Below are 24,318 nucleotides of genomic sequence, written 5' to 3'. Positions count from 1 at the left end.
TTGGGAATTATAATTTTTAATTCTTCAATTTAAAACTTAATTTGTTGTTCGTTACCTAATGCATTCAACAAAGAGAAGAATTAACCGGAACCATCCATCAATTTAGATGTTACACAAGAAGGGATCATTATAAGTAATAAGCCACATAATGCTTTTGGATGAGGTTTATTTCATAATTACAAATTATCAAATATGGATTGTAAGAGAATAGTTAAGTCATTAAAACAAGATCAATTCACTAGAGTGGAGAACAACGGAAAATGGTTTGAAGATGGTTCCACCATCTATGCAAAAGAGATCAGGCAGAATGTTTTTTTATTATTTGTTATTTTAAAAAATATAGAAATCGAAAACATTCAGGCTCTTATTGCCCATTTTGACAGCTTCAGCAGTATAGGAATGAAAGAACCGGAGCAGGTGATGTTTTACCTTTCAATAAAGGATAAAGAAGATCTGCATTATTTTGAAAAGTATATGAAAATTTCGGATAACTAATAAAACTTTAAAACTATGATTTTTGAAAACGATACATTTAAGCTTTCCGGCATGTATGATAAGAACAATGTGATTGAGAATGAATCTCTGTTTCCAAGTGTTATTAATTCATACGGAGTTACGGCATTTCTGATTAAGTCTTTAGAAAAAATTAAAAGCAATTCGAAATGCGAAATCATGAAGAATGTCATTAATACCTATATTCAGGAATATATCCTGCATATAAGCACATATCATAATGAAAGTGCAGCAACCACTTCAGACATAAATACTGAAATTGCGGTAGAAAATCCATCTTTTACGCTATATGCTAAAACAGCTTACTATAAAGTACTCAAAGAGGAAGAATATCTTACAAAGCTACTCAGTTCTTTAGAAAAGGATACCTTATAAGTGTATATATAACTTTTAGTTGAATGTTTAAAAATAGCCCTTAAACACCACAAAATATAAATTGATATGAAAGACATTAAACAAAACAATCAAAAGTTAAAACAATTGGAAGAATTGACCACTTCCAATGAAAATGAAAAACTGACGACCAATCAGGGGATTAAAGTCAACAATAATCAGGATTCTTTAAAGGCCGGAGACAGAGGACCTACTTTACTGGAAGATTTTATTTTAAGGGAAAAAATTACCCATTTTGATCATGAGAGAATTCCTGAGAGGATTGTTCACGCCAGAGGCTCAGGAGCACACGGTGTTTTTAAGCTAACCAAAAGTCTGAAAAAATATACTTCTGCCAAATTTTTAAATGAAGTGGGAAAAGAAACCCCTGTTTTCGTAAGGTTTTCTACCGTAGCGGGAAGTAGAGGCAGTACTGATCTTGCGCGGGATGCGCGGGGATTTGCCGTGAAATTTTATACAGAAGAAGGGAATTACGATCTTGTGGCCAATAATATCCCTGTATTTTTTATTCAGGATGCGATTAAATTTCCGGATTTAATTCATGCTGTAAAACCTGAACCGGACAACGAAATTCCACAGGCAGCATCTGCTCACGATACATTTTGGGATTTTATTTCGTTAATGCCCGAAAGTATGCATATGATCATGTGGGTGATGAGCGACAGGGCAATTCCGAGAAGTCTCAGGATGATGGAAGGCTTTGGGGTACATTCTTTTAAATTTATTAATGAAGAAGGAAAGTCTCATTTTGTAAAATTTCATTTCAAACCTAAATTAGGAGTTCATTCTGTTGCATGGGATGAAGCTCAGAAAATTTCAGGTGTTGACGCAGATTTTCACAGAAGAGATCTTTGGGAAGCTATTGATAATGGTGCTTTTCCTGAGTGGGATTTTGGAGTACAGTTGATTCCTGAAGAAGATGAAGATACATTTGATTTTGACCTTTTAGACCCGACAAAACTTATCCCAGAAGAAGAAGTTCCGGTTGAGATTATCGGAACATTAACATTAAACAGAAATCCGGACAATTTTTTTGCAGAAACAGAGCAGATTGCTTTTCATCCGGGGCATTTGGTACCCGGCATTGATTTCAGCAATGACCCTTTATTGCAGGGAAGATTATTCTCCTATACAGATACACAATTATCGAGACTGGGCTCACCTAATTTTCATGAAATTCCGATTAACAGGTCTATTAATACCGTTCATAATAATCAACGTGACGGGCATATGAGACAGCAGATCGTAAAAGGAAAAGTAAGTTATGAGCCAAATTCAATCGGAGGTGGATGCCCTTTTCAATCGATGATGAAGGAAGGTGGTTTTTCTTCTCATCAGGAAAGAGTTTCGGGCGCAAAAGTAAGAGAGAGAAGCAATAGTTTTGTGGATCACTATTCCCAGGCAAAATTATTTTACAACAGCCAGTCGGCTCCCGAGAAAATGCACCTTCAGAATGCTCTTGTATTTGAGCTCTCAAAAGTTACAATTCCTGAAATCAGAGAAAGAGTAGTGGGACAGCTTGCGTTCATCGATAAAAATTTAGCTTCGAAAGTGGCCGGAAAAATAGGAGTTGAGGTTAAAAAGCCCGAACTTCCCAATCAAAGTATTCCTGCAGATGCAGATCCTGCGATTTTACAGAGTAAAGAGAAAACCTCTAAAACAAAAATTTCACCGGCTTTAAGCATGGCTAATACCGTTAAAGATACTATCAAAAGTAGAAAAATAGGTTTTATAATGGCTGACGGAGCAGATGAAAAATCATTTAATGCGTTAAAAAATAAACTTGAAAAACAAGGTGCAACAGTAGAGATCATTGCGCCGAGTGTAGCACCGATTAAGACCAACAACGGGACTGCCATCACACCGAAACATTCGCTGACCACTACTGCCAGTGTCTGTTTTGACGCTTTATATATTGTTTCGGGAGAAAATTCTGTGAAAGAACTTATGAGTGGTGAGAATAAGCATCCTGTTTTACATTTTATCAATGAAGCTTATAAACATTGCAAAGCTATATATTTCGGAGCGGATACAGAACCCTTATATTTAAACAGTAATGTAGGGTTAAAAAAACATAATGATCCTGCGATCATTACCTGGGATGAAAAAGCTCCCGAAGAGAAGTTTATTGATGCCATTTCAAAACACAGAGTATGGGATTTGGAAATCGAAAGAAACAGTTAAAAATAAAATTTAAATAACACACCCTCACACACCTTAAATATTAAAATTATGGAATTTCAAAAAAGCCTTTTAAATTACATCAGCCAGTCATTGCTGACAGCAGGGGAGACCATTGCTATTGTAGAAAGTGTTACTTCAGGATGCATACAGCTTGCGTTTTCACAAATGCCGAATGCTTCTCTTTTTTACAAAGGAGGAATGACGGCTTACACCTTACCGGAAAAAGTAAGGCTATTAAAAGTAGATAAAGCCGAAGCGGAAGAATGTGACTGTGTATCTGAAAATATTGCCGAAACGATGGCTCTGAATGCGTCAAAACTTTTCGAATCAGATTGGGCTATTGCCACAACAGGCTATTGCACTCCCATCAGAAATTCTTTATATAAAATTTTCGCATATTTTTCTTTCGCCTATAAAGGTGAGATTATTTTAACCAAAAAACTGGAGCTACACCCCAAAACTCAGGCTCTGAATGCTCAGATATATTATACCGAATTTATTTTAGGATGTTTTAAAAGCGAAATGAATCAGTTGCTAATATTGAAATAGACAGGATGAGTTTACTGAAATTAGAAGGGAAGTCTGTTCTTATTACCGGTGCCGACAGTGGAATAGGAAAAGCTGTTGCTTTGCTTCTGGCTTCTCACGGAGCAGACATTGCCATTATTTATCACTCCAATCAGGAAGATGCCGAGAAAACGCAGTCAGAAATTACAAGACTGGGCAGAAAGTCTATTATTTTTCAGGGAGATATCAATGATTATGAATTCTGTGAAGATACGGCAGGAAAAGTTGCTTCTGAGTTTGGAGGCATTGATATTTTGATTAACAATGCAGGAGTTCAGTTTCCTTCGGATAATATCGAAGAATTGGAAGAAAAAAATATCAGAAAAACATTCGATTCAAATATTGTTGGGATGATTTTATTGACAAAAGTTGTTTTCCCATACCTAAAAGAGGGAAGCAGCATTGTAAATACGACATCTGCTGTCGCCTATCAGGGGCATGCTGAATTACTGGACTATTCAGCAACAAAAGGAGCTATTGTTTCCTTTACCAGATCATTGGCATTGCAGGCCAAACCAAAGGGAATTCGTGTAAATGCTGTAGCACCAGGTCCTGTAGCAACGCCACTGACGGAAAAAACATTTGGAGAAGAAGAGGAAGACGACAATAAGCCTCCCTTGGAGCGTAATGCTTCACCTGAAGAAATAGCCACCAGTTTTCTGTTCCTGGTCAGTGATGATGCGGTCCAGATTACAGGGCAGGTTTTTCATCCGAACGGCGGAATTATCATTAATGGGTAAAAACAAAAACCAGATAAGCATTGTTTCATTGAAATAATGCTTTTTTATTTTTTAATGAAAATATACAAAATTTTAAAATGCAATATGATCGCGAGTTTTGAAACATCTTAAGATTTATTGATTTTAGGTTTTGATTTCATGATTGAAAAATAAGAAGATGTAAAGGCAGATAGACTCTGGTAACCTATCAAATAAGCGACTTGGCTTAAGGTGTACTGTTTGGTATCTATCAGTTCAATACTTTTTAAAATTCTGACCAGCTGATGGTATTTCTGCAGTGTAATTCCTGTTTCATTTTTGAAAATTCTCTGCAGGCTTCTTACCGACATCTGGGCTTTTTCAGCCAGTGAATCTATATCCAGATTATATTTGAAATTTGAATTGATATAATTACATACAGGAATCAGTCTTTCGTCAGTAGGAACGGGGATTTCCAAATAATTGCTTTCCTTACAGAAATTAGGCAGGCTTTTTAAAATCGCTTTGAAGAATATATCCTGTTCTTCATCTTCATTTAATGATTTATTCCACTTTGAAGCATATAACAGCATTTCTTTGAGTACCGGAGGAACCGCGAAAACCTGAACACTCCTGTAAAAATCTTCTTTAAAAACAGATTTAAATAAAAACAGCATCAGACTTACAGTCCTGGCCTCTGATGTGATCCGATGAGGTTTTTCAGAAGGAATCCAGATCACGTGATTTTGAGGAACCAGATAAATTGTATGATCAATATGAAAATACTGGTAGCCTTCTTCCACAAATGTGAGCTGCGAGCGATTGTGAGAATGCTCATAATGATCGTGATTCCAGTCTTTTTCACACCATACGTAAGCTTCCTTTTCAATAGTATCTACAAACTGACTGTTGGTTTGTTCGATCAGGCCGCATTTTATCTTGTCGTTCTGCATAGAATTTTTGGCAAATTTAATAAAAACGTCATTAGTAATTTTGTAAAGTAAATGTATATCAAATTCAGAATGAAAAAATTAAGTTCTCTTTTTATTTTAATTTTATTATTAAATATTACCAACATCATGGCACAAAACAAAGCTAACATACTGGTCCTTATTCATTCAGATAATGGTGGGACTTACGAAATGGCAAAAGAACTTGCCAAAGGAATTGAAAGTGAGAACAATGCTACAGCAATCATCAAGCAGGTAAAGGATTCTCAAAATCCAAAACTTAAAAGCATTCCTGTAGCTACTGTGGATGAACTCCCGACCTATGACGGAATTGCTTTCGGATCTCCTGTCTATTTTGGAAATATCAGCACCGGAATGAGTGAATTTCTTTCTAAAACAGTTAATCTCTGGACTAGTCATTCTTTGGAAGGAATGCCTGCAACGGTTTTTATGTCTGCAGGAAGCGGCGCGGGAAAAGAACTGGCACTTCAGTCATTCTGGAACAGTCTGGCTGTACACGGAATGGTGCTGGTTTCGAATGGAATTCGTGGCTATGAGGGGATGAATAAATCAATTCCTCAGGGTAATACCGTGTTGGGAACAACCACTATGGCATCTTTAAAAGATGTTGAAAGACCAACGAAAGATGAGCGTCAATTGGCGCAGCTTCAGGGGCGGAACTTCGCAAAAGTAACTTCAGCCCTTAAAGGAACATTACATAAACAGGAAATTGCTGTCAGTGAAAACCCCAAAAATCTGTTTAATCAGACTTTGAAAGAAAAAAATATAATTCTTCCGCAGGTTCCAAAACCGGCAGGAAATTACAAGCCTTTTGTGCGTTCCGGAAATCTTGTTTTTATTAATCAGGTAGCCCTAAAAGACGGAAAAATTTTTAATCCTGGGAAATTGGGTGCAGAGGTTAACGAGCAGCAGGTAAAAGATGCCACAAAAGTAACAATGCTGAATGTTTTATCGGTTTTAAATGAAGCGGTGGGAGGAGATTTAAGCAAAGTAAAACAATGTGTTCAGTTAACCGGAATTTTTAATACCAAAGACGATTATACCAATCATGCAGGTCTTATGAATACGGCTTCTGATCTTACAGTTGAGGTTTTTGGAGAAAAAGGGAAACATGCCAGAGCCACATTGGGGGCTTCTTCCATTCCGGTGAATTCATCAGTGGAAATTCAGGCAATTTTTGAAGTAGAGTAGTTTTTTTAATATTTTTTAATCTTGTTAAACTCTCGCGGATTTTTATAATCTGCGAGAGTTTCTTTATTTAGATCAATTCAGTTTATTCTTCTTTTTAAAATCAGTAGGTGTTTCCCCTACAAGGTTTTTAAATAATTTATTAAAATAAGAAATACTTTCAAAGCCTACATGATAAGCGATTTCAGAAATACTCACATCACACAGCAATAGAGTTTTTGCCTGATTTATTCTGTACTGATTGACAAAGTCTGTAAATGTCATATCGGTCTGTTTTTTAAAATAACGGCAAAATGCAGAAGTGCTCAGATGAACCATTTCCGCCACGGTATTCACATCCGGATTTTTATCGTAATTCTCATGAATATAGCTGTAAACATTTCCCATTCTCACCTTATCATTCAAAAAGAATTTTACGCTGGTATCTTCATCATTAAGCTGTTCAACCTCTGTAGATTCAGCCAGAATATATAAAACTTCAATCAGTCCCATTAAAGCATCGAATGATTTCATGATTTTTACAGCTTTCAATTTTTCAACAGCTTTTTCTTTTGTCTCACCTTTAAAAGATAATCCGAAACATGACCGTTCCAGAAGTTTTTTTACAGGTGCAAATTCAGGGGTGGAAAGAATGGTGTTTTTCGGGAAGTCTTCTTTCAGCTGAACAACAATCTGTCTGTATTCTGTTTCAATTCCATAATCGAAATTAAGATGGGGGATATTGGGACCTATCAGCACCAGATAACTTTCTACAAATCCGGAAATGTGCTTTCCTACATGGCTGATTCCATTGATGGCTTCTACATATACCAATTCTATTTCAGGGTGGTAATGCCAGAAAAAATAGTTTTTAAAACAGGGTGTATGGATCTTAAAAGATTCCTCATTTTCAAAAGGAATAATTTCTTTTTCAATTTTCATTTGTATTGTATTTGATATTTTAACAACAAATTAAGTAAAAAAATGTCAATGTAGAGCAAGGATTTATCATTGGTGATTAATCCAAGCTGATGTTTTATTGACAATTTTGTATCAGTAACAAACAAAATATTTAAAAACATGGAAAATGAATTAGCAACAGCACCAATGATGAATATGATGGGTGGAAAAAAGGGAGAACCCAATCCCGGAAACCCTTCTACCATCACAAAAAATAATCCTAAGCTTTCTACAAGACCCAATAATGAGCCTTTAAGAATTTTATCCGAAGAAGACTGGAAATTCTGGATCGAAAACGGATATATCGTTGTAAAAAATGTTATTTCTAAAGAACAGGCGGCCAAAAGCGCTGCATTTTTATGGGAATATGAAGGCAAAGATCCTAACGATAAAGAAACCTGGTATACCGTTCCTCAAACGGCACATAAGATGAAGGAGTTAAATAATGCCGGAATGGTAGAAGTCTATAATGCGCCTGTTTTATGGGAAAACCGCCAGGCTCCTAAGTTACATCAGGCATTTGCTGATATCTGGGGAACTGATGATTTATGGGTAAGCATCGACAGAGCAAATCTTAATTTCCCGATTCGCCCCGGGTTTGAATATAAAGGATTTATCCACTGGGATTATGATCCTGAAACAAAGCCTCAGTATGTACAGGGTGTTTTAGCGCTGGCAGATCAGACTGATGAAAATATGGGCGGATTCCAGTGTATTCCGGAATTATTCAGAGATTATGACACCTGGAAGCTTACACAGCCTGAAGACCGTCATCGTTTTATCCCTGATACAACAGGCTTTACACCTACAAAGGTGAAAATGGAAGCCGGTGATCTGTTAATTTTCAACAGTTCGGAACCGCACGGGATAAGAGCCAATAACAGTGAAGATAAAGTACGTATTGCCCAATATATATCAATGGTTCCTGCAGATGAAGATAACGAAGAACTTCGCCAGTGGAGAATGAATTCATGGCACGACAGAATTTGTCCTGATGGAGACGGATTTCCGGGAGATCCTTTAAAAAGAGAAAAAAACTATCCGATTGCTGAGCTTTCGGAATTGGGAAAAAAACTTCTTGGACTTAATAAATGGTAATTTGACAAAAAAGCAGTGAATATTTTCACTGCTTTTTCTATGTCGCTAAATTAATCAGATACTTTTTTTAAATTGTTGCATTGCCTTCTACACCGTCGGAATTATCTGTTGTTTTTCCCGTAACGGCTGCCGAAACAAAATTAAAAAGACTTACAAGTTTACCGACTTTTGTATCCCAGTAATAAGTTTCGGAGGGTTCTACACGGATGATTGAAACTTTCGGATCATCTTTTCCTTCCTCAAACCAGGCTTTTGCCATTGGTGACCATTTGTCTTCGATTGTTGTTTTATCTTTGTAAATGGATGCTTCGCCAAAAACAGAAAGGTATTGATAATCACTGTTATTCATAAAAAATAACTGCACTCTGCGGTCATCTTTTATTTCAAAATTTTTGTTGCTTTCATCGCTGCTTATAAACCAGAGATTTCCTTCATCGTCAGTTTCCTGTAAGCCCATCGGGCGTGAATTGATTGGCAATGTTTCCAGCTCTGTACAAAACATACATATTTTTGCACTTTCGGATAATTCTTTGATTTTTTTAATAGCTTCGAGATGGGTGAGATTTTCTTTTGACATAATATTATATTTTAAGTGATTGGTTTTATGTTAAGAATAAAATGAATTAAAATAGATTAAATCATTTATATTCTTATAATATTCAAAAACCTGACCAAAAAACAGCCTCATTATATATTTTTCAGGATTACATTTATTTTATATAATTTTGAGGTATGCAGACCGCTCCTCCTAAACATCTGACTCCGTACATCAAACATTATATTTTTCTTGAGAATCAACAAGAGACTGCTGATATTAAAAAGTTGAGACTGTTTAGCGATGGAAATACAGGGCTGATTCTTTCGGATGATCGTACTATGTATAATAGTCAACAGGCTTCGAAAATGCCATTGTCATTTTTTTACGGCCAACCGGACTCCTATAAAGATTTACATATCCAGGGAAGTTTTTCTTTCATTGCCGTTATCTTTCAGCCCTATTTTCTGAACATCCTTTCGGGGATTTCGGCTAAAGAAGCCAGAAACAGTATAATTCCGGCGGAAGATCTTGTCAAAAATGAACTGGATTCTTTTCAGGAAAAACTTTTCAATAAAGAAAATCCACAATCAATCATCGGATCGCTGAACGAATATTTTACAAAGGCCATTCATCAAAAAGCAAATACCGGCTACAATATCATCAGAGCCTCTCTATTGTTTATTTTACAAAAAAAAGGAGAGGTTTCTATGAAGGAGCTTGAGCATTTTACAGGTTATTCGGAACGGCAGATTGAAAGGAAATTTGCAGAACATATCGGTATTTCTCCAAAAAAATACTGCAATATCATACGACTGCATTATTTTCTGGGATTAATGAAGACATCTGATAAGAATGAAAACCTTGCCGGCCTCTCTTATAGTGCAGGCTATTCTGACCAATCTCACCTCATTAAAGAATTTAAAAATAATACAGGTCTTACCCCGAAAGAATACCTGAAAATAAAAAATAAACTGGCTGTCAATTTCATTGAAATCTAATATAATGGATGTCGGATTTTTACAATTTTTGGAAGATGGTATCTTCTAGATTTGCGTAAAAAAAAATGAATATCAAAATTTCTACAGCTCAGTTTGAAAATAAAAGTGGCGATAAAGAGTATAATCTTTCTGTGATAGAAAAGCTTTCTAAACAAGCGGCCGAGAAGGGCTCTCAGGTTATCGTATTCCATGAATGTTCAGTGACGGGGTATACCTTTGCCCGAAAACTGAGTAAAGAACAGTTGCTGGAGATTGCTGAAGTTATCCCTGAAGGTGAAAGCATTCAAAGACTTCAGCAAATAGCTTCAAAATATAATATAACCATTCTTGCAGGTCTTTTTGAGAAGGATAAAGAAAATCATCTTTACAAAGCGTATGTGTGTGTAGATAAGAACGGATTAATAGCAAAGTATAGAAAAATTCACCCTTTTATCAATCCGCATCTTACAGCCGGAAATGAATACTGTGTTTTTGAAATCCACGGTTGGAAGTGCGGTATCCTTATTTGTTATGATAACAATATTATTGAAAATGTAAGAGCTACAAGACTGCTGGGCGCAGATATTATTTTTATGCCTCATGTGACAATGGGAACTCCCTCTTCAAGACCCGGAGCCGGTTTTGTAGATCCTTCACTTTGGGAAAACAAAGAAAAAGATCCGACCTCATTACGTCTTGAATTCAACGGAATGAAAGGACGAGACTGGCTGATGAAGTGGCTTCCTGCAAGAGCGTATGATAATGGAATTTATATTGTTTTTTCTAATCCTGTCGGGATGGATGATGATCAGTTAAAAAACGGATGCTCAATGATTATCGATCCTTTTGGTGATATTATTGCCGAATGCAGATCATGGGAAGACAGTTTCGAGACGGCGGTGCTTAGTCCGGAAAAACTCATTCAGGCGGGTGGTTACAGATATATTGAAGCAAGAAAGCCCGAACTTTATAAAGATATTCTCGGAAAGGAGCATCAATCGATCCAGAAAGTGGTATGGCTTCCGGAAAATAATTAAACAGATGTATAAGATGAAAGCTGAAGAAAGAGGCTTGATGACATATTGCATGTAAAAGTTTTACAATGATTCTAAAACTTAAGCAATAGACATTTCAATTACATTCTCGATTAAAACTCCGCATTTTTGCTAAGCAGTGTAATTATGTTCAGGCACTTCCTCTGTATAAATTTTCAAAAGCAGATTCTTTCAGGTTTTTGTAATATTCAGAGGGTGTTTTGCCTGTTATTTCTTTAAAATAACGGTTGAATGATGATTTTGATTTAAAACCCGCTTCATAAGCAAAAGATAAAAAATTAATAGTTTCATTTTCCTCAATTGCTTTTTCTACCAGATTTTTGAAATATTCGATTCTGTATTCGTTAATGTATCGATAAAAAGGTTTGTGTTTGTAACCATTCAGCATTTCGCTGATCTGATATTTATTGATTTCTGTTTGTAAAGCCAATTGATCAAGATTGAGGTCGCAATCCCGATACAGTTGTTTTTGCTTCACAGACAAATCCATTTTATGCCAAAGTGCACTGAATTTTATTTCGTAGTCAATGGTATTCAGTGATATATTTGGGGAATTAATACTGATATTGACCGGGATTTTATGATCATTTTCAGAATTATTTTTAGTCGGGATTGCAATTTCAGTTCCAAGGCTTTTTCTAACAATTAAAAGGCATATAATCAATAATAAGAAATAGGCTGCGGTTCTTATTGAAGTATTAATAAGCTGGGCTTCTTCCGGATATGCATACAGCAGGATTTTTGAAATAATGACACACAATTCCATTAAAAGAATGCAGGATGAAATTCTTGTAATGACATCATATTCAGTTTTTTCAATCGCTTTATGTTGAGATCTATTGATGATCAGGATACTTTTTAAAGGATAATATAGATTGATGGTAAAAAGTACCGTCAGACTGAAATCATTATAAAAATCAAGAAGTTTCTGATCTACGCGGTTAAGGACAAAAAACACACAGGAAACCGTTAAATAACCTATCATCAGTGTGAAAAACGGTAAAAAAGTGAACCATTTCTTGGCAACGGAAAAGTCCTTTTTTATTTTGGTCAGAGTATACAGATAAATCAAAGGTCCATAACAAGCTCCGATAAACGTATTCATCTGCTGTCTGATACTTTCATCAGGGATAAAATTAAAAATAACAAACTTGATAATCAGATGTACGGCAATGGCAGAAAGTAAACAGATAAAAAGGTAATTTGAGGATGATTTTTTCTCTCTGAACTGTAAAAGCCAAAGTGCGATCAATGCCTGAAAAGCCCCGATAATTACTATATATTGCATTCTTCCTTTAGGTTTTCACAAAATAAATACAAAATCTTTATTTTATCATGCTGAAGTCTGTTATTTATCTATTAAAAATTTAATTAAGCATTTAATATTTTGTTCATAAATAAATAACAAATAGTTTATTTGGGTTAAATATTTGTAAATCAATATTATAAAAGAGTCAATCCAACGAGTGACACGTTTGTAAATATGGTTTTTTCTTCTGGACGAAACTGAAATTTGATTCGCTCAATTTTGCCAGAAAAAAATCTATGAATAATTCTATTGGTTTCTCAAAACAAAAATCCCGGATCATACAGATTTCTGCATTTTTCCTGATGGCATCTTTTGGAACCATTCATGCGCAGACTATCAAAGGAACTGTTGTTGGTAAAACAAACGGAGTACTTCCCGGCGCCAATATTTCGATTGTCGATGCAGATGCGAAAGCTGTTTCTTCATTAGACGGAGATTTTAATCTTCTTGCACCCAAATTAGGAGAAATCCATATTAAAGTGGAATACATAGGTTATGAAACAAAAATTTTTCCGCTGACGATAAAAGAAGGAACAAATGATGTTGGCTATATCACGATTGCTCCCGACGAAAAAAAGAATAAAGATAAAGTAAATGACATTCAGGAAGTTGTTATTGCGAGACCCAATGCATTAACGCAGTCAAAAGCTTATGAAATCAAGAAAAATAACAATGCCATCATGGAAGTTATTGCTGCTGATGCCATCGGGAAACTTCCGGACAGAAACGCTGCAGAAGCTGTACAGAGAGTACAGGGAGTTGCTGTGGCCAGATATCACGGTGAAGCAGATCAGGCGACAGTCCGTGGAACTCCTTTCGCATGGACGTCGGCATTATTCAATGGAAATCGACTCCCAAGTGCCAATGTATTAGGAAACAGATCATTCGTTTTAGATGTTATTCCTTCAGAATTGATACAGTTTGTACAGGTTTCAAAAGCTGTAACTCCTGATATGGATGGTGATGCAATCGGTGGAAGCATCAATTTTATCACAAGAACTGCTCCTGCCAGGAAAACTTTGAGTGTAAGTGGAGCAGGAGGATATAATACATTTTCACAAAATGCCACCTATAACGGTTCAATCGTCTATGGAGACCGTTTTTTCAAAAATAAGCTGGGGGTAATTCTTTCGGGAGCGATCTGGGACAGACAATGGGGAGCAGATTCATTTGATGTGACATATAATACGGCATCTGCCAATGAATCACAGAGAAAATCCATCAGCACAGTCATGATGAAACGATACATGGGAACGAGACGAACGATAGGTTTGAATGGTGGACTTGAGTATAAATTTAATCCAAATAATAAAATCTATTTCCGCGGAATGTTCAATAAATTTGATGATATCCGTCCGGTTTACGAATCGTATGTAGATTATACTAATACTCGCTATCAGTACAATTTCAGGTATTCCCACTATCAGACAGAATTATACGGTATGGAACTGGGAGGTGAGCACAGCATTTCATCAAAATTGAATATCGACTGGATGCTAAGTGATTATCATACGAAATATTTTCTTGATACGCCACCTGCCAACGATATTAAAGGACTTCCGATTGCCACTTTCAGGCAGAAAATAATAGGAGGTTTTACCAATCTTTCAAGCGACGGAAAAAGGTATTGGGGCTTTGATTCACCAAACGGAATTGGTGGTGAATATCTTGATTACAGCTCAGATACAGCTAATCCTAATGAAGTGATGAATGCCGATAAATTATTGCTTTCTCAACTGGTCATTTCAAAACTGGATAACAACGAAAGAGATAAAATTGCCAGATTGAATGTGAAATATGATCTTAATTCAAATATTACCCTAAAAATTGGAGCAAAATACCGAGAAAAGGATAGAAACAGCAGTTTTGGATATAATGCAGTTTTCGTTCCTACAACCTCTTCTCTTTTAAGCCTTTCTCAGCTTGGAACAACTGATGCTCCCAAGGGAACAGCTTTCTTAAACGGAATGAATGGAGATTACAGTCAGTACGTTATGAATCCTCCGACAAAAGATCAGCTTTTTCAGATGTTTTCTCCTGAGTTCTTACAGCAGAATAATTTTGGAAATTTCTCAAATTCAGAAACCAATGCCACAAGCGTTTATACAGGTGAAGAAAATGTTTTTGCAGCATACGCAATGGCTGAGATTAAAGCAAGCGATAAATTTAAAATTGTAGGAGGTTTCAGAAATGAAATCACCAGGCTGACTTTAAACGGCGCAAAAGCAACTAAAGAGGGAACTCCGGCAACAACAGTAATCAGTGAATCGATCGTAGAAAGCAATTATAATGCTTTTCTTCCTATGCTTCATTTACGTTATAATTTTTCACCAAAAGCAAACCTGCGTTTTGCCTATACACGATCATTTATCAGACCTAATTTTGGAGATATGTCTCCGGGATCGAGTATTGATAATACATCAAATCCTTTTAAAATTACAAGAGGAAATCCCGATTTGAAGCCAACTTTCAGTCATAATTTTGATTTGATGGGTGAGTATTATTTTAACAATATCGGAATTCTTTCGGGAGGTGTTTTTTACAAAAAAATCTCAGATATAGTCTTTTCCGATACTTCTGTGATGAATCTTAACGGAACCGACTATATGGTGACTCAGGCTAAAAACCTGCAGGATTCCAATTTGCTGGGATTTGAAGTAGGAATTAATAAGCGTCTGGACTTTTTACCCGGATTTTGGAGCGGCTTCGGTGTCGAATTCAATTATACATTGATCAATTCAAGTGTTGAAGTCCCAAGAACCGCAAACGGTGTTCAGTATTCTGACAAAACAACGCTTCCGAATCAGTCTAAAAACCTGTTCAATGCAATTTTATATTATGAAAGTAACAAAATAATGATCCGTCTTGCAGGAAATTACAGAGGAAAATCTGTAGAAACCATTAATCAGAACTTAGGTCCGGATTATTATATCTGGTCTGATAAAAACTTTACCATTGATTTTTCTGCAAGCTATGACATCAGCAAAAAAGTGAAATTATTTGTTGAACTGAATAATTTAAGCAACGAAAGCTTAAGACTTTATATGGGAGATAACAAAAAGAGAATAACGTCAAACGAATGGTACGGAAGCAGAGGGCAACTGGGAGTTCGTTGGCAAATATTTTAAAATTTATATATGAAAAAAATAGTATTAACAGCAGCAATTATTGCTTTTGGAGCAACAGCAAATGCACAAATCAAAGACAGTCTTCGCAGAATGGTAAAAATGGAAGGAGCATACAATTTCAGAGATGCAGGTGGATATAAAACAACAGACGGAAAGGAAGTTACATTGGGTAAAGTTTTCAGAAGTGACGCAATAGATAAGCTTACCGATAAAGATTTAAAAACATTTAAAGATAAAAAAATCGTTACCGTAGTAGATTTCAGAGGAGTTGAAGAGGCTAAAAAAGCACAGGACAGACTTCCTGAAAATACAAACTACATTCTTTGTCCTGCAGGAAGTAATAATCTTCCGACTGCACAGGATATGGTAAAATTTTTGAAAGACAAAAACTTTCTGTTCGATATGTACGGAGATGGTGGAATCCCTTATTTTGGAGAACGATACAGAAGTTTATTTGTCCAGTTATTAATATTGAAACCGGATGAAGCATTGCTTTTTCATTGTACTGGAGGTCGCGACAGAACGGGAATGGCTTCAGCATTGTTCCTGAAAATTTTAGGAGTGCCGCAGGATGTTATTGAAAGCGATTATGTAGCTTCTAACGTGTATCTGGCAAAAAATCCTACAATGAGAGGGATGTACTCCGGACTTTCAAAAATGGCAGGAATGACCGAAGAGGAAATCAAACAGCAAATGGAACTTCGACCTGAATTGATTCGGAATTTCTTTGCTGCCATTAATAAAAAATACGGAAGTATAGAAAATTTTTTCCAGGTCGAAATGGGTATCGGTCCTAGAGAAATTGCTGTTTTAAAGCAGAAATACACAAAATAATTTTCAAACAACTCAGTTAGATTTAAAAGGAATAGGCTGTCTCAAATTTGGGATGGCTTATTTTTTTAAGATTAATTACATTTGTATTCATAAACCTTACCATGCAGGAAAAACCGGTACTTCCGTCAACAGAGCCTTTGATTGACTATTTTAATTCATTAATTCCTCTGAATGATGATGAATCTCTGCTGGTGCGAGAGCTTTTTAAACCAAGACTATACAGGAAGAAGCAATATATTTTGCAGGAAAACGATGTCTGTCATCAATTTAGCTTTGTAGTTCGGGGCTGTGCCCGCATGTACAAAGTTGATGAAAAAGGAAATACACACATTATACAATTTGCTTCCGAAAACTGGTGGATCGTTGATATCGGAAGTTTTCATAAAAGAAAACCTTCAGAACTGAGTATTGATGCATTGGAGGATACCATGGTTTTGCAAATCAGCTATGAAAACCTGATCAGACTTTATACTTCTGCTCCAAAGTTTGATCGAATATTTCGGGTTTTAATTGAAAACAGTTTTGTTACCCTTCAAAACCGTCTGTTACAAAATATCAGTTCGACGGCTGAAGAACGCTATTTGTCTTTCATTGAAACCTATTCTCATCTTTCCAACCGGTTGCCACAAATTCAGATTGCTTCATTTTTAGGAATTACGCCTGAGTTTTTCAGTAAGCTTAAACGTAAAATTCTTAAAGGAAAATCTTAATCCAGATTAATAATATTTCTTAATTCAGTTCATTGGAAAAAGTTTCTTTCTGATGGAAATTTGCATGATACATTTTAAAAGAAATATAATGAAAACAACATCAAAAGTAGCCGTGATCGGTTTGGGAAATATCGGACAGGCAGTCGCCGGAAATCTTGCAAAATCAGAAGTTCAATTTATCGTTGCTGACAGAAATTTTGAAAAAGCTCAAAAATTATCAGAAAAATGGGGAAATAAGGTTCAGCCAAATGATATTCCGGCAGCTGTAAAGTATGCTGATATCATCATTTTAGCTATCCCATTTGAAGCATTTGAAGGATTTTTAAAAGAATATTCTTCAGATTTAGAAGGGAAAATTATTGTTGATCCGTCGAATCCGATTGCTCCGGATGAAAATGGAGGCTTCAGAAAAATTATAGGAGAAAAAGAATCTGCAGGAGAGATTATTAGTTCATTTTTGCCTAAAAGTGCAAAACTGGTTAAGGCATTAGGAACTTTAGGAGTGGAATCATTAATGAAATCAGCTTATAAAACATCCGAAAAGGCAGTTTTATTTTATGCAACAGATGATGAGAGTATAAATTCTGATGCAGAAGATTTGATTACAGATATTGGTTTTGTGCCTTTAAAAATAGGAGGAATTGATCAGTCAGTCAGAATTGAGGTTTTTGGGGATCTTCATGAATTTGGAGCGTTAGGAAAACCGGTAACATTGGCCGAAGCAAAAAAGAAATTATAATGTTTACCAATAAAATTTTATCATTAATAATTTTCATGATGTCAGGTATTAATTATTTTGCTCAGACCATACAATTTGAGCGTAAAGAATTTGAAATTTCAAACGTAAAAGCTTCTGTTATTGATTTTGAAGGCGAAAAGGTGTTGAAATTAAAAAGAGATTTAAATAAAATTCCTTTTGATATCAATCATCTGGAAAAGACGGTAGATGAACCGACTTTTGTAAAATTAAAAAACAAAGATTTTGAAAACGGAACCATAGAAGTAAAGGTATATAGCCAGATTCAGGACCCTTCGCCATTTGAATTTGCTCAAGGGTTTATAGGTTTGGCTTTCTCGATTAACAAAGATAATTCTGCCTTTGAATCGATTTATTTACGACCGAAAGCGGGCAGATCTGAGCAACAGTTTGCAAGAAATCACAGTGTACAATATTATGCATATCCCGATTTTAAGTTTGAAAAGTTACGACAGCCGGAATTTAAGGGACAATATGAAACCTATGCCGATACGGGATTACAAGAATGGATCAAGTTAAAGATTGAAGTACAAAACGGCAGAGCTATCCTGTACGTAAATGATCAGAAATTTCCTTCATTTATTGTGAATGAACGAAAAGGCAATTCCAGATCCGGAAGCATAGGTCTTTGGGTGGATATCGGAACGGTAGGATACTTTAAAGATCTGAAAATCACAAGATATTAAACAGAATTATCGTTTAGTTTCCAATCTGTTAGTCATTTCGGAAGTGAAAATATTCACTTCCGAAATTTTATTTTAAACCCAGGCTTTTTTGCAAATCACTCCACGCTCCACCGTTATGAACATTTTTAAAGCCTTTTTCTTTTAAAATATTTTCAACTTTTACACTTCTTAAGCCGTGTGAACAAACTGTGATGTATGTTTTATTTGGATCAAGCTCAACATACCTTTCCCGGATTGTCCCTAAAGAAATATTTTGAGAACCTTTGATATGTCCGGTTTCGAATTCTTTTTCAGTTCTTACATCGAGAATCACAGCTCCGTTTTTAATTAATTTGTCTAAACCGTTGTCAAGTGTTTGATAAATATATACCCGGTAAACAGTATAAATTGCCAAAATAATTCCACAAAAAGTTAATATAGTTTTCATAATTTACTTAATATTTTTCTGTCGATATAAAATGTTCCAAACGGAATGATGCATGCTAGTAGGACTTTCCAGGTTGTATCTTTAAACTTCCAGTTTTGTTCAACCCCGACACTTAATGTGTTGAATAAAAACAGCAGAAATAGCGATCCATGAATGGGTCCCATCATTTTTACAAGTGAAGGATTGTCAAATCCATATTTCAATGGAACAGCTACGAATACTAACGTTAACAATGAAATACCTTCAAGAATGGCAATGATTCTCAAACGTCCGATTTTAGTTTTAAATAAATGAGTCATAATTATCTGAAATAAGGTCTGTTAGCAAGAGGAGAGAAGGGCCATGGAATCGCGATGAAAATGATGATTAATGCAATGATAAAATAAATTAACATTATTTTAAACTTCTCTTTATCAGTCGATTTTCTTTTGGAAATCGATGAGCCTATCGTAATAAGAACTATAGAAAGCAGCATCAGAGACATGTGAATTAATCCAAAAAATAAAAGATCAAACGATTCTTTCGCCTCATTAAAGTTTTTCCAGAAATATTTAATGATCGGGCTTTGAGAGTATAATGTAATTCCAAGAACCAGCTGGATATGAGCAATGGTAGCCGTCCAGTGCTGTAAGGAATTATCTGATTTTGAAAATGCTTTATTCGAAAAATATCCTTTGCAGGCTCGGAAGATTGAGTAGGCTAAACTCAATAAAACCAACCATCGGAAAATGGAGTGGAGAAAGGTAAGGCTCTGGTACATGATCAAATTTTTATGAACAGGACAAAGGTATAATAAAAACATACTAATTAGTATGTTTTTTGGTGAAAAAATTATTTCAGTGTGTCAAAATAAGACTTAAGTCCTTTTAAATAAATAAGATAAACTGATTTTGAATTTTCTAATTTTCCTAAATTTCTGACCCCCCAATATCCGGAAATAGTAAAAACTGCAACTTCTTTAGCATTCACATCCGGTTTGATGGTTCCGTTTTCTTTTCCTTTTTCAACTGCTTCAATCATGGCATTTTCCCATTGCAGGGAAAGCTGGTTTAAGGCTTTGGTGAAATCGATATTCCAGGGAGCCATTTCCTGAGTAAAATTTGAAGCAGGGCAGCCATATTCAACCTTTAAACTTTCATTTTCAATTAATAAATAATACATTAAGTTATAAATTGTATCAATTGGATTTTCAATGCTTTGAAAGGGTTTAATAAAAGTGTTTTTGAAGTTGGGGATCATGAGCTCGTTGATGATGGCAAGCCCCATTTCGTCTTTGGTTTTAAAATGATAATAGAAAGCTCCTTTTGTAACCTGGGTTGTAGCAATGATTTCGTCCACACTGGTCGTCTGATATCCATTCACATAGATCAGTTCAAATGCTTTCTGAAGAATAGTAAGACGGGTAGCTTCCGATTTTTTCATACAATTAAGACTGAAAAATTTTGTACAAAGAAACGATTTTTATCTTAATTCTTTAAAACCTCAAAAACACATTCGGAAAGGATCTTCATACAGTTTTCCATTTCAATGAAGGTTAAATTGCCAAAACCAAGCCGCATTGCGGTAAGATTTTTATTCTGGTAGAGTAAAGTTTTGGGAATGAAAAGATTATTCTGGACACAAACCCGGCTGAGCTGCATTAAATTAATAGGCTGGGTCCATTCAATCCAAATGGCAAGTCCTCCCGATGGGATTTGAAAACGAATATAATCTCCGAGATATTTCCCTAAAAGTTCTGTAAAATAATCTCTGCGTTCCTGATAGATTTTGATAGATTTTTTCAGATAACGGTTGATTTCTCCTTCATCAATCATTTCGCCCAATACATGCTCCATGACCACATCTCCCTGCCGGTCAATGATTCCAAGATGTTTACGCATTTCGATCATTAGGTTTTCCGGGGCAACAATAAATCCGGTACGGAAGCCTGGGGCAAGAGATTTCCCGAACGAACCGATGTAAATAACCATTCCTCCGGTATCTGCACTTGCCAATGGAAGGAGCGGGCTTTTGTCATAATGAAAATCATAATCATAATCATCCTCAAGAATAACAAAACCATAGGTATTGGATAGGTTCAGCAGCTCCAGTCGCCTTTGGGCACTCAGGGTAACCGTTGTCGGGTAGTGATGGTGAGGGGTAAGATAAAGCATCCTGATTTTTTGTTTCTGACAGATTTTTCGCACTTCTTCCACGTTAATTCCGTCATCATCAATGGGAATTGAAATAATATTGACACCTTTTCGCTGAAAAATCATATTCACAGAAAAATAACTTAATTCACCTACAAGCACGGTATCACCTTCGGAAAGCAGAATTTCTGAAACAATATAAATACTCATTTCTGTACTCCGGGTAATAAGAACATTATTTTTAGAAATAGGCAGTCCTCGTGACAAATTTAAGTATTGAGATAGGTTCTTCTTAAAAAATTCGCTTCCATCCTGATTATAATGTCCTATTTTATGTGCTCTTCTTTTAAGAGTAGAACTGTAAATCCTTGAATGCTGGTCTATTTGTGTTAAACGGATGTCCGGAGCACCGTCATTAAAAACATACTCACAGGTTGAGTGTTCGAAAGGATTATCTAAAATATTGGATGTTTTGAACGTAAAACCAGCTGATTTCGGATAATGATTAAGTGTATTCTGTTCGAAATCCTTCTGCAATATTTTATTTTCTTCTTTTCCGATGATAAATGTTCCTTTATTAGGACGGCTTTCTATCCAGCCCTGTGCCAGTAATTCGTCATAAGCAGAAACAATGGTATTTCTGTGTACTTCAAGAATAGAGCTTAAAGATCTTGTTCCCGGAAGTTTGGTTCCGAAGGGAAGGTAACCTCTCTGAATAGCATTAATCAATTGATTGGCGATTTGCATATAAATCGAACTGCTTGATTTTCTATCAATTTTTACAAAACTTTTATAAGGAATTTCAACCGGACTATCCATAATATTAAAACTGGCACCAATGAACCATCCGGCAATATACTACTTTTGAACCAAACAAAATATAATGGAATTTTATCAGCTTTTAGAAAAAATCGTCCAAACCAACGAAGCGCATGCCAGATGGCTGAATACACTTTCGTTTATGGAAAATGCCGGAGCTCGAAAAATATCTGCCTGTGAACATCCTTTTAAGGTTGATTTAATTCAGTTAAAACATGCAGCAGAAGAACATCGTCATGCTTATTATCTGAAAAAACAAATCGGAAAAATTAGTCCTGAGCTTTGTAAAAATTACAGAAAAGAAGAACTGCTCGCTCCGGTTGCAACCCGCCAGTATCTGCACGCTCTGGACATAAAAGCCTGCAGATATTTACAACAAGTTTTCTCTCTGACAAAAGAAGAATTGAAATATGCAGCGTATCTATTTGTGACTTATGCTATTGAAGTTCGTGCAGATGAATTGTATCCTGTTTATCAGGAAATACTTACCAAAACATCTTCAAAAATAATGGTAAAATCTATTATTCTGGAAGAAGAAGGGCATCTGGAAGAAATGATCAGTCAGCTGAATGAGTTTTCGGACGACTGGCAAATTCATGCTGAGGAAATTTTAAGCATAGAAAAAGAATTGCATGAACAATGGATTAAGGCTATTGCAGAAGAAATTTCGCAAGTAAGATATGCTTAGTCATTTTCAGCAGGCTTTAGACAAAAGGAAAGAGGAAGGGATACTAAGAATTCTTAAGCCCCCCAAAAAAGGAGTTGATTTTTATTCAAATGATTACCTGGGTTTTGCCCGAAACAGAGAATTGCAGGACCTCTTGCTCATGAAAATCATCGAAAACCCGGAAATTCTTTCCGGAAGTACGGGATCAAGGCTGATCAGCGGAAATAGTATGATTGTAACTGAAATTGAAGCATTTATAGCAAAAGAACATCAATATGAATCGGCGCTGCTTTTTCCTTCCGGTTATAATGCCAATTTAGCATTGTTTTCAACACTGCCAAGCCGTCACGATACCATTATTGTAGATGAATTCATCCACAGATCTGTTCATGATGCCTGCGCTATGTCACATGCAAAAAAAATAAAGTTCAGGCATAATGATCCTGAGAGTCTGGAAAATGTTCTGAAAAGACAAAAAAGGAACTGCTATATTGCCGTTGAAAGCCTATATTCCATGGATGGAGATGGGGCTCCTCTTGATGAAATATGTGAATTAGCAGAGAAATATTCTGCTTATTTGATTGTGGATGAAGCTCATGCTTTCGGGGTTTTTGGAAAAGGGTTGGTTAACCAGAATCAACTCCAAAACAGGGTTTTTGCGACTGTGATTACGTATGGTAAAGCCTTAGGAATGCACGGCGCAGCTATTCTAAGCAGCGAATTGATAAAGTCTTATCTCATCAACTTTGCATCTCCCTTTATCTATACCACTTCATCACCGGATTTTCATGGGATCAGCATAAAAACAGGATATGATTTTTTAGCATTAAATCAAAAAATATCAATGCATTTACAAAATAATATTAAAATTTTCCGAAATCAGAACTTGATGTCATTATCATCGGGAAATAGTCCGGTTCAGGCTGTTTTAATGCCTGATAACGAACGTTTACGTAAAATACAGCAAACCTTATTTGAAAACGGATTAATAAGTTATGCTGTTTACAGTCCTACTGTTAAAAAAGGGACAGAACGTTTAAGAATTTGCCTCCACAGTTTCAATACTGAAGAAGAAATAACAAAGCTTACCGACACGATTAAAGAATTTATATAGATATGAAATTATTTGTAACAGGTATTGGGACAGAAGTTGGTAAAACAGTCTGTTCGGCCATTTTAACGAAATATTTTAATGCCGATTACTGGAAACCGATTCAGTCAGGTGACCTTCATTATTCCGATACGATGAAAATCAAAGAATGGGTTGGGGGAGATGTATTCTGTCATCCTGAAATATATCGGCTACAATTGGCTGCTTCGCCGCATCAGTCGGCATTGCAGGAAAATGTGAATATATCCGTCAACGATTTTAAATTACCTCAAACGACAAAAAATCTTATCGTAGAGGGTGCCGGAGGGTTGATGGTTCCACTTTCTGATCAGGAATTTATTATAGATCTTATAGAAAAATTAAACATTCCCGTTGCACTGGTAGTAAGAAATTATTTAGGGTGTATTAATCACACTTTATTGTCAGTGATGGCTTTACATCAAAAAAAGATAAATCTGAAATATCTGATTCTTAATGGGGATTTTCCAAAAGATACAGAACGTGTCATTTGTAATTTTTTAACATCAGATACTGAAATTATTAAAATTCCGGATCTTAAAAAACTGGATCAGGAAAATATAGAAATGATATCAAAAACAATTAACAAAAATTAGATA

At 35.7% G+C, this 24,318-nt stretch carries 26 protein-coding genes; 17 read left to right on the top strand and 9 right to left on the bottom strand.

Features of this window, described 5'->3' with window-relative positions:
* The first annotated feature begins 192 nt into the window (after window positions 1-192).
* The 5 genes from M2373_RS01870 (at window position 193) to M2373_RS01850 (ending at window position 4,397) form a co-directional block, all read left to right on the top strand.
* The gene (locus M2373_RS01870; protein ID WP_259106844.1) at window positions 193-495 is read left to right on the top strand and encodes a hypothetical protein; all 303 of its coding nucleotides are present in this window, start codon (window positions 193-195) and stop codon (window positions 493-495) included.
* A gap of 15 nt (window positions 496-510) precedes the next feature.
* Window positions 511-888 carry a hypothetical protein gene (locus M2373_RS01865; RefSeq protein WP_259106843.1) on the top strand — a complete coding sequence of 126 codons (378 nt, stop codon included), beginning with the start codon at window positions 511-513 and terminating at the stop codon, window positions 886-888.
* A gap of 66 nt (window positions 889-954) precedes the next feature.
* Window positions 955-3,090 carry a catalase gene (locus M2373_RS01860; protein WP_259106841.1) on the top strand — a complete coding sequence of 712 codons (2,136 nt, stop codon included), beginning with the start codon at window positions 955-957 and terminating at the stop codon, window positions 3,088-3,090.
* Window positions 3,091-3,138: 48 nt separating this feature from the next.
* Window positions 3,139-3,639 (top strand): CinA family protein, encoded by a 501-nt coding sequence (locus tag M2373_RS01855; RefSeq protein ID WP_259106839.1) that lies wholly within the window; start codon window positions 3,139-3,141, stop codon window positions 3,637-3,639.
* 5 nt (window positions 3,640-3,644) lie between these two features.
* A complete protein-coding gene (locus tag M2373_RS01850) occupies window positions 3,645-4,397 on the top strand; it encodes an SDR family oxidoreductase (RefSeq protein WP_259106837.1) in 753 nt (250 codons plus the stop codon).
* Between the two features lie 107 nt (window positions 4,398-4,504).
* On the opposite strand, the gene M2373_RS01845 is transcribed toward M2373_RS01850, so the two are convergent.
* On the bottom strand, window positions 4,505-5,308 hold the full coding sequence (locus tag M2373_RS01845) for an AraC family transcriptional regulator (protein WP_259106834.1): 804 nt from the start codon (window positions 5,306-5,308) through the stop codon (window positions 4,505-4,507).
* Window positions 5,309-5,377: 69 nt separating this feature from the next.
* Between M2373_RS01845 and M2373_RS01840 the strand changes: the two genes are divergently transcribed.
* A complete protein-coding gene (locus M2373_RS01840) occupies window positions 5,378-6,517 on the top strand; it encodes an Atu1372/SO_1960 family protein (RefSeq protein ID WP_259106832.1) in 1,140 nt (379 codons plus the stop codon).
* A gap of 72 nt (window positions 6,518-6,589) precedes the next feature.
* On the opposite strand, the gene M2373_RS01835 is transcribed toward M2373_RS01840, so the two are convergent.
* Window positions 6,590-7,435: an AraC family transcriptional regulator gene (locus M2373_RS01835; RefSeq protein ID WP_259106831.1), complete on the bottom strand. Its 846-nt coding sequence runs from the start codon at window positions 7,433-7,435 to the stop codon at window positions 6,590-6,592.
* A gap of 138 nt (window positions 7,436-7,573) precedes the next feature.
* Between M2373_RS01835 and M2373_RS01830 the strand changes: the two genes are divergently transcribed.
* A complete protein-coding gene (locus M2373_RS01830) occupies window positions 7,574-8,551 on the top strand; it encodes a phytanoyl-CoA dioxygenase family protein (protein WP_259106830.1) in 978 nt (325 codons plus the stop codon).
* Between the two features lie 67 nt (window positions 8,552-8,618).
* Here the strand turns inward: M2373_RS01830 and M2373_RS01825 are convergent, their stop codons facing one another.
* Entirely contained in the window at window positions 8,619-9,128 is a 510-nt protein-coding gene (locus M2373_RS01825; RefSeq protein ID WP_259106828.1) for a pyridoxamine 5'-phosphate oxidase family protein, read from the bottom strand.
* A gap of 155 nt (window positions 9,129-9,283) precedes the next feature.
* Here M2373_RS01825 and M2373_RS01820 point away from each other — a divergent pair, with 155 nt between their 5' ends.
* Both M2373_RS01820 and M2373_RS01815 read left to right on the top strand, forming a co-directional pair.
* Window positions 9,284-10,087 (top strand): response regulator transcription factor, encoded by an 804-nt coding sequence (locus tag M2373_RS01820; RefSeq protein ID WP_259106826.1) that lies wholly within the window; start codon window positions 9,284-9,286, stop codon window positions 10,085-10,087.
* Between the two features lie 65 nt (window positions 10,088-10,152).
* Window positions 10,153-11,103 carry a nitrilase family protein gene (locus M2373_RS01815; protein ID WP_259106824.1) on the top strand — a complete coding sequence of 317 codons (951 nt, stop codon included), beginning with the start codon at window positions 10,153-10,155 and terminating at the stop codon, window positions 11,101-11,103.
* A gap of 148 nt (window positions 11,104-11,251) precedes the next feature.
* Here the strand turns inward: M2373_RS01815 and M2373_RS01810 are convergent, their stop codons facing one another.
* Entirely contained in the window at window positions 11,252-12,409 is a 1,158-nt protein-coding gene (locus tag M2373_RS01810; protein WP_259106822.1) for an AraC family transcriptional regulator, read from the bottom strand.
* A gap of 257 nt (window positions 12,410-12,666) precedes the next feature.
* Between M2373_RS01810 and M2373_RS01805 the strand changes: the two genes are divergently transcribed.
* The 5 genes from M2373_RS01805 (at window position 12,667) to M2373_RS01785 (ending at window position 18,545) form a co-directional block, all read left to right on the top strand.
* Complete coding sequence (locus tag M2373_RS01805; protein ID WP_259106820.1) at window positions 12,667-15,558, top strand: TonB-dependent receptor; 2,892 nt, start codon at window positions 12,667-12,669, stop codon at window positions 15,556-15,558.
* Between the two features lie 9 nt (window positions 15,559-15,567).
* Entirely contained in the window at window positions 15,568-16,392 is an 825-nt protein-coding gene (locus tag M2373_RS01800; RefSeq protein ID WP_259106818.1) for a tyrosine-protein phosphatase, read from the top strand.
* A 101-nt stretch (window positions 16,393-16,493) separates the two neighbouring features.
* Complete coding sequence (locus M2373_RS01795; RefSeq protein ID WP_259106816.1) at window positions 16,494-17,102, top strand: Crp/Fnr family transcriptional regulator; 609 nt, start codon at window positions 16,494-16,496, stop codon at window positions 17,100-17,102.
* A gap of 88 nt (window positions 17,103-17,190) precedes the next feature.
* On the top strand, window positions 17,191-17,841 hold the full coding sequence (locus M2373_RS01790; protein WP_259106814.1) for an NADPH-dependent F420 reductase: 651 nt from the start codon (window positions 17,191-17,193) through the stop codon (window positions 17,839-17,841).
* Window positions 17,842-17,876: 35 nt separating this feature from the next.
* Entirely contained in the window at window positions 17,877-18,545 is a 669-nt protein-coding gene (locus M2373_RS01785; protein ID WP_259106811.1) for a hypothetical protein, read from the top strand.
* Between the two features lie 67 nt (window positions 18,546-18,612).
* Here M2373_RS01785 and M2373_RS01780 read toward each other — a convergent pair whose 3' ends face one another.
* From M2373_RS01780 to M2373_RS01760, 5 genes are read right to left on the bottom strand one after another with little or no spacing between them, the layout of a single operon-like run.
* Entirely contained in the window at window positions 18,613-18,972 is a 360-nt protein-coding gene (locus M2373_RS01780) for a rhodanese-like domain-containing protein (protein WP_259106809.1), read from the bottom strand.
* The gene (locus M2373_RS01775; protein WP_259106808.1) at window positions 18,969-19,271 is read right to left on the bottom strand and encodes a DUF3817 domain-containing protein; all 303 of its coding nucleotides are present in this window, start codon (window positions 19,269-19,271) and stop codon (window positions 18,969-18,971) included. Before M2373_RS01775 ends, M2373_RS01780 begins: the two co-directional genes overlap by 4 nt.
* Before the next feature lie 2 nt (window positions 19,272-19,273).
* The gene (locus tag M2373_RS01770; protein ID WP_259106806.1) at window positions 19,274-19,774 is read right to left on the bottom strand and encodes a hypothetical protein; all 501 of its coding nucleotides are present in this window, start codon (window positions 19,772-19,774) and stop codon (window positions 19,274-19,276) included.
* Window positions 19,775-19,803: 29 nt separating this feature from the next.
* Complete coding sequence (locus tag M2373_RS01765; protein ID WP_259106805.1) at window positions 19,804-20,394, bottom strand: TetR/AcrR family transcriptional regulator; 591 nt, start codon at window positions 20,392-20,394, stop codon at window positions 19,804-19,806.
* A gap of 44 nt (window positions 20,395-20,438) precedes the next feature.
* Complete coding sequence (locus tag M2373_RS01760) at window positions 20,439-21,923, bottom strand: PLP-dependent aminotransferase family protein (protein WP_259106803.1); 1,485 nt, start codon at window positions 21,921-21,923, stop codon at window positions 20,439-20,441.
* 64 nt (window positions 21,924-21,987) lie between these two features.
* On the opposite strand from M2373_RS01760, the gene M2373_RS01755 reads away from it, so the two are divergent.
* From M2373_RS01755 to bioD, 3 genes are read left to right on the top strand one after another with little or no spacing between them, the layout of a single operon-like run.
* Window positions 21,988-22,611, top strand: coding sequence for a hypothetical protein (locus M2373_RS01755; RefSeq protein ID WP_259106802.1), 624 nt, complete (start codon window positions 21,988-21,990; stop codon window positions 22,609-22,611).
* Window positions 22,604-23,704, top strand: coding sequence for a pyridoxal phosphate-dependent aminotransferase family protein (locus tag M2373_RS01750; RefSeq protein WP_259106801.1), 1,101 nt, complete (start codon window positions 22,604-22,606; stop codon window positions 23,702-23,704). The genes M2373_RS01755 and M2373_RS01750 overlap by 8 nt, the downstream gene beginning before the upstream one ends.
* Before the next feature lie 2 nt (window positions 23,705-23,706).
* Complete coding sequence (bioD, locus tag M2373_RS01745) at window positions 23,707-24,315, top strand: dethiobiotin synthase (RefSeq protein ID WP_259106800.1); 609 nt, start codon at window positions 23,707-23,709, stop codon at window positions 24,313-24,315.
* Window positions 24,316-24,318: the final 3 nt, after the last annotated feature.

This window comes from Chryseobacterium sp. JUb7 (assembly GCF_024806495.1).
Lineage (GTDB): Bacteria > Bacteroidota > Bacteroidia > Flavobacteriales > Weeksellaceae > Chryseobacterium.
This window is presented reverse-complemented; position numbering and strand designations above follow the sequence as displayed.

Excerpts from the sequence above, each read along its gene's own strand:
- M2373_RS01805 (WP_259106820.1), top strand. The coding sequence starts at position 12,667 with ATGAATAATTCTATTGGTTTCTCAAAACAAAAATCCCGGATCATACAG.
- M2373_RS01850 (WP_259106837.1), top strand. The coding sequence starts at position 3,645 with ATGAGTTTACTGAAATTAGAAGGGAAGTCTGTTCTTATTACCGGTGCC.
- M2373_RS01755 (WP_259106802.1), top strand. The coding sequence starts at position 21,988 with ATGGAATTTTATCAGCTTTTAGAAAAAATCGTCCAAACCAACGAAGCG.
- M2373_RS01820 (WP_259106826.1), top strand. The coding sequence starts at position 9,284 with ATGCAGACCGCTCCTCCTAAACATCTGACTCCGTACATCAAACATTAT.
- bioD (WP_259106800.1), top strand. The coding sequence starts at position 23,707 with ATGAAATTATTTGTAACAGGTATTGGGACAGAAGTTGGTAAAACAGTC.
- M2373_RS01825 (WP_259106828.1), bottom strand. The coding sequence starts at position 9,128 with ATGTCAAAAGAAAATCTCACCCATCTCGAAGCTATTAAAAAAATCAAA.
- M2373_RS01770 (WP_259106806.1), bottom strand. The coding sequence starts at position 19,774 with ATGTTTTTATTATACCTTTGTCCTGTTCATAAAAATTTGATCATGTAC.
- M2373_RS01810 (WP_259106822.1), bottom strand. The coding sequence starts at position 12,409 with ATGCAATATATAGTAATTATCGGGGCTTTTCAGGCATTGATCGCACTT.
- M2373_RS01845 (WP_259106834.1), bottom strand. The coding sequence starts at position 5,308 with ATGCAGAACGACAAGATAAAATGCGGCCTGATCGAACAAACCAACAGT.
- M2373_RS01765 (WP_259106805.1), bottom strand. The coding sequence starts at position 20,394 with ATGAAAAAATCGGAAGCTACCCGTCTTACTATTCTTCAGAAAGCATTT.
- M2373_RS01830 (WP_259106830.1), top strand. The coding sequence starts at position 7,574 with ATGGAAAATGAATTAGCAACAGCACCAATGATGAATATGATGGGTGGA.
- M2373_RS01750 (WP_259106801.1), top strand. The coding sequence starts at position 22,604 with ATGCTTAGTCATTTTCAGCAGGCTTTAGACAAAAGGAAAGAGGAAGGG.
- M2373_RS01785 (WP_259106811.1), top strand. The coding sequence starts at position 17,877 with ATGATGTCAGGTATTAATTATTTTGCTCAGACCATACAATTTGAGCGT.
- M2373_RS01760 (WP_259106803.1), bottom strand. The coding sequence starts at position 21,923 with ATGGATAGTCCGGTTGAAATTCCTTATAAAAGTTTTGTAAAAATTGAT.
- M2373_RS01860 (WP_259106841.1), top strand. The coding sequence starts at position 955 with ATGAAAGACATTAAACAAAACAATCAAAAGTTAAAACAATTGGAAGAA.
- M2373_RS01780 (WP_259106809.1), bottom strand. The coding sequence starts at position 18,972 with ATGAAAACTATATTAACTTTTTGTGGAATTATTTTGGCAATTTATACT.
- M2373_RS01840 (WP_259106832.1), top strand. The coding sequence starts at position 5,378 with ATGAAAAAATTAAGTTCTCTTTTTATTTTAATTTTATTATTAAATATT.
- M2373_RS01815 (WP_259106824.1), top strand. The coding sequence starts at position 10,153 with ATGAATATCAAAATTTCTACAGCTCAGTTTGAAAATAAAAGTGGCGAT.
- M2373_RS01800 (WP_259106818.1), top strand. The coding sequence starts at position 15,568 with ATGAAAAAAATAGTATTAACAGCAGCAATTATTGCTTTTGGAGCAACA.
- M2373_RS01835 (WP_259106831.1), bottom strand. The coding sequence starts at position 7,435 with ATGAAAATTGAAAAAGAAATTATTCCTTTTGAAAATGAGGAATCTTTT.
- M2373_RS01870 (WP_259106844.1), top strand. The coding sequence starts at position 193 with ATGGATTGTAAGAGAATAGTTAAGTCATTAAAACAAGATCAATTCACT.
- M2373_RS01865 (WP_259106843.1), top strand. The coding sequence starts at position 511 with ATGATTTTTGAAAACGATACATTTAAGCTTTCCGGCATGTATGATAAG.
- M2373_RS01775 (WP_259106808.1), bottom strand. The coding sequence starts at position 19,271 with ATGACTCATTTATTTAAAACTAAAATCGGACGTTTGAGAATCATTGCC.
- M2373_RS01790 (WP_259106814.1), top strand. The coding sequence starts at position 17,191 with ATGAAAACAACATCAAAAGTAGCCGTGATCGGTTTGGGAAATATCGGA.
- M2373_RS01795 (WP_259106816.1), top strand. The coding sequence starts at position 16,494 with ATGCAGGAAAAACCGGTACTTCCGTCAACAGAGCCTTTGATTGACTAT.
- M2373_RS01855 (WP_259106839.1), top strand. The coding sequence starts at position 3,139 with ATGGAATTTCAAAAAAGCCTTTTAAATTACATCAGCCAGTCATTGCTG.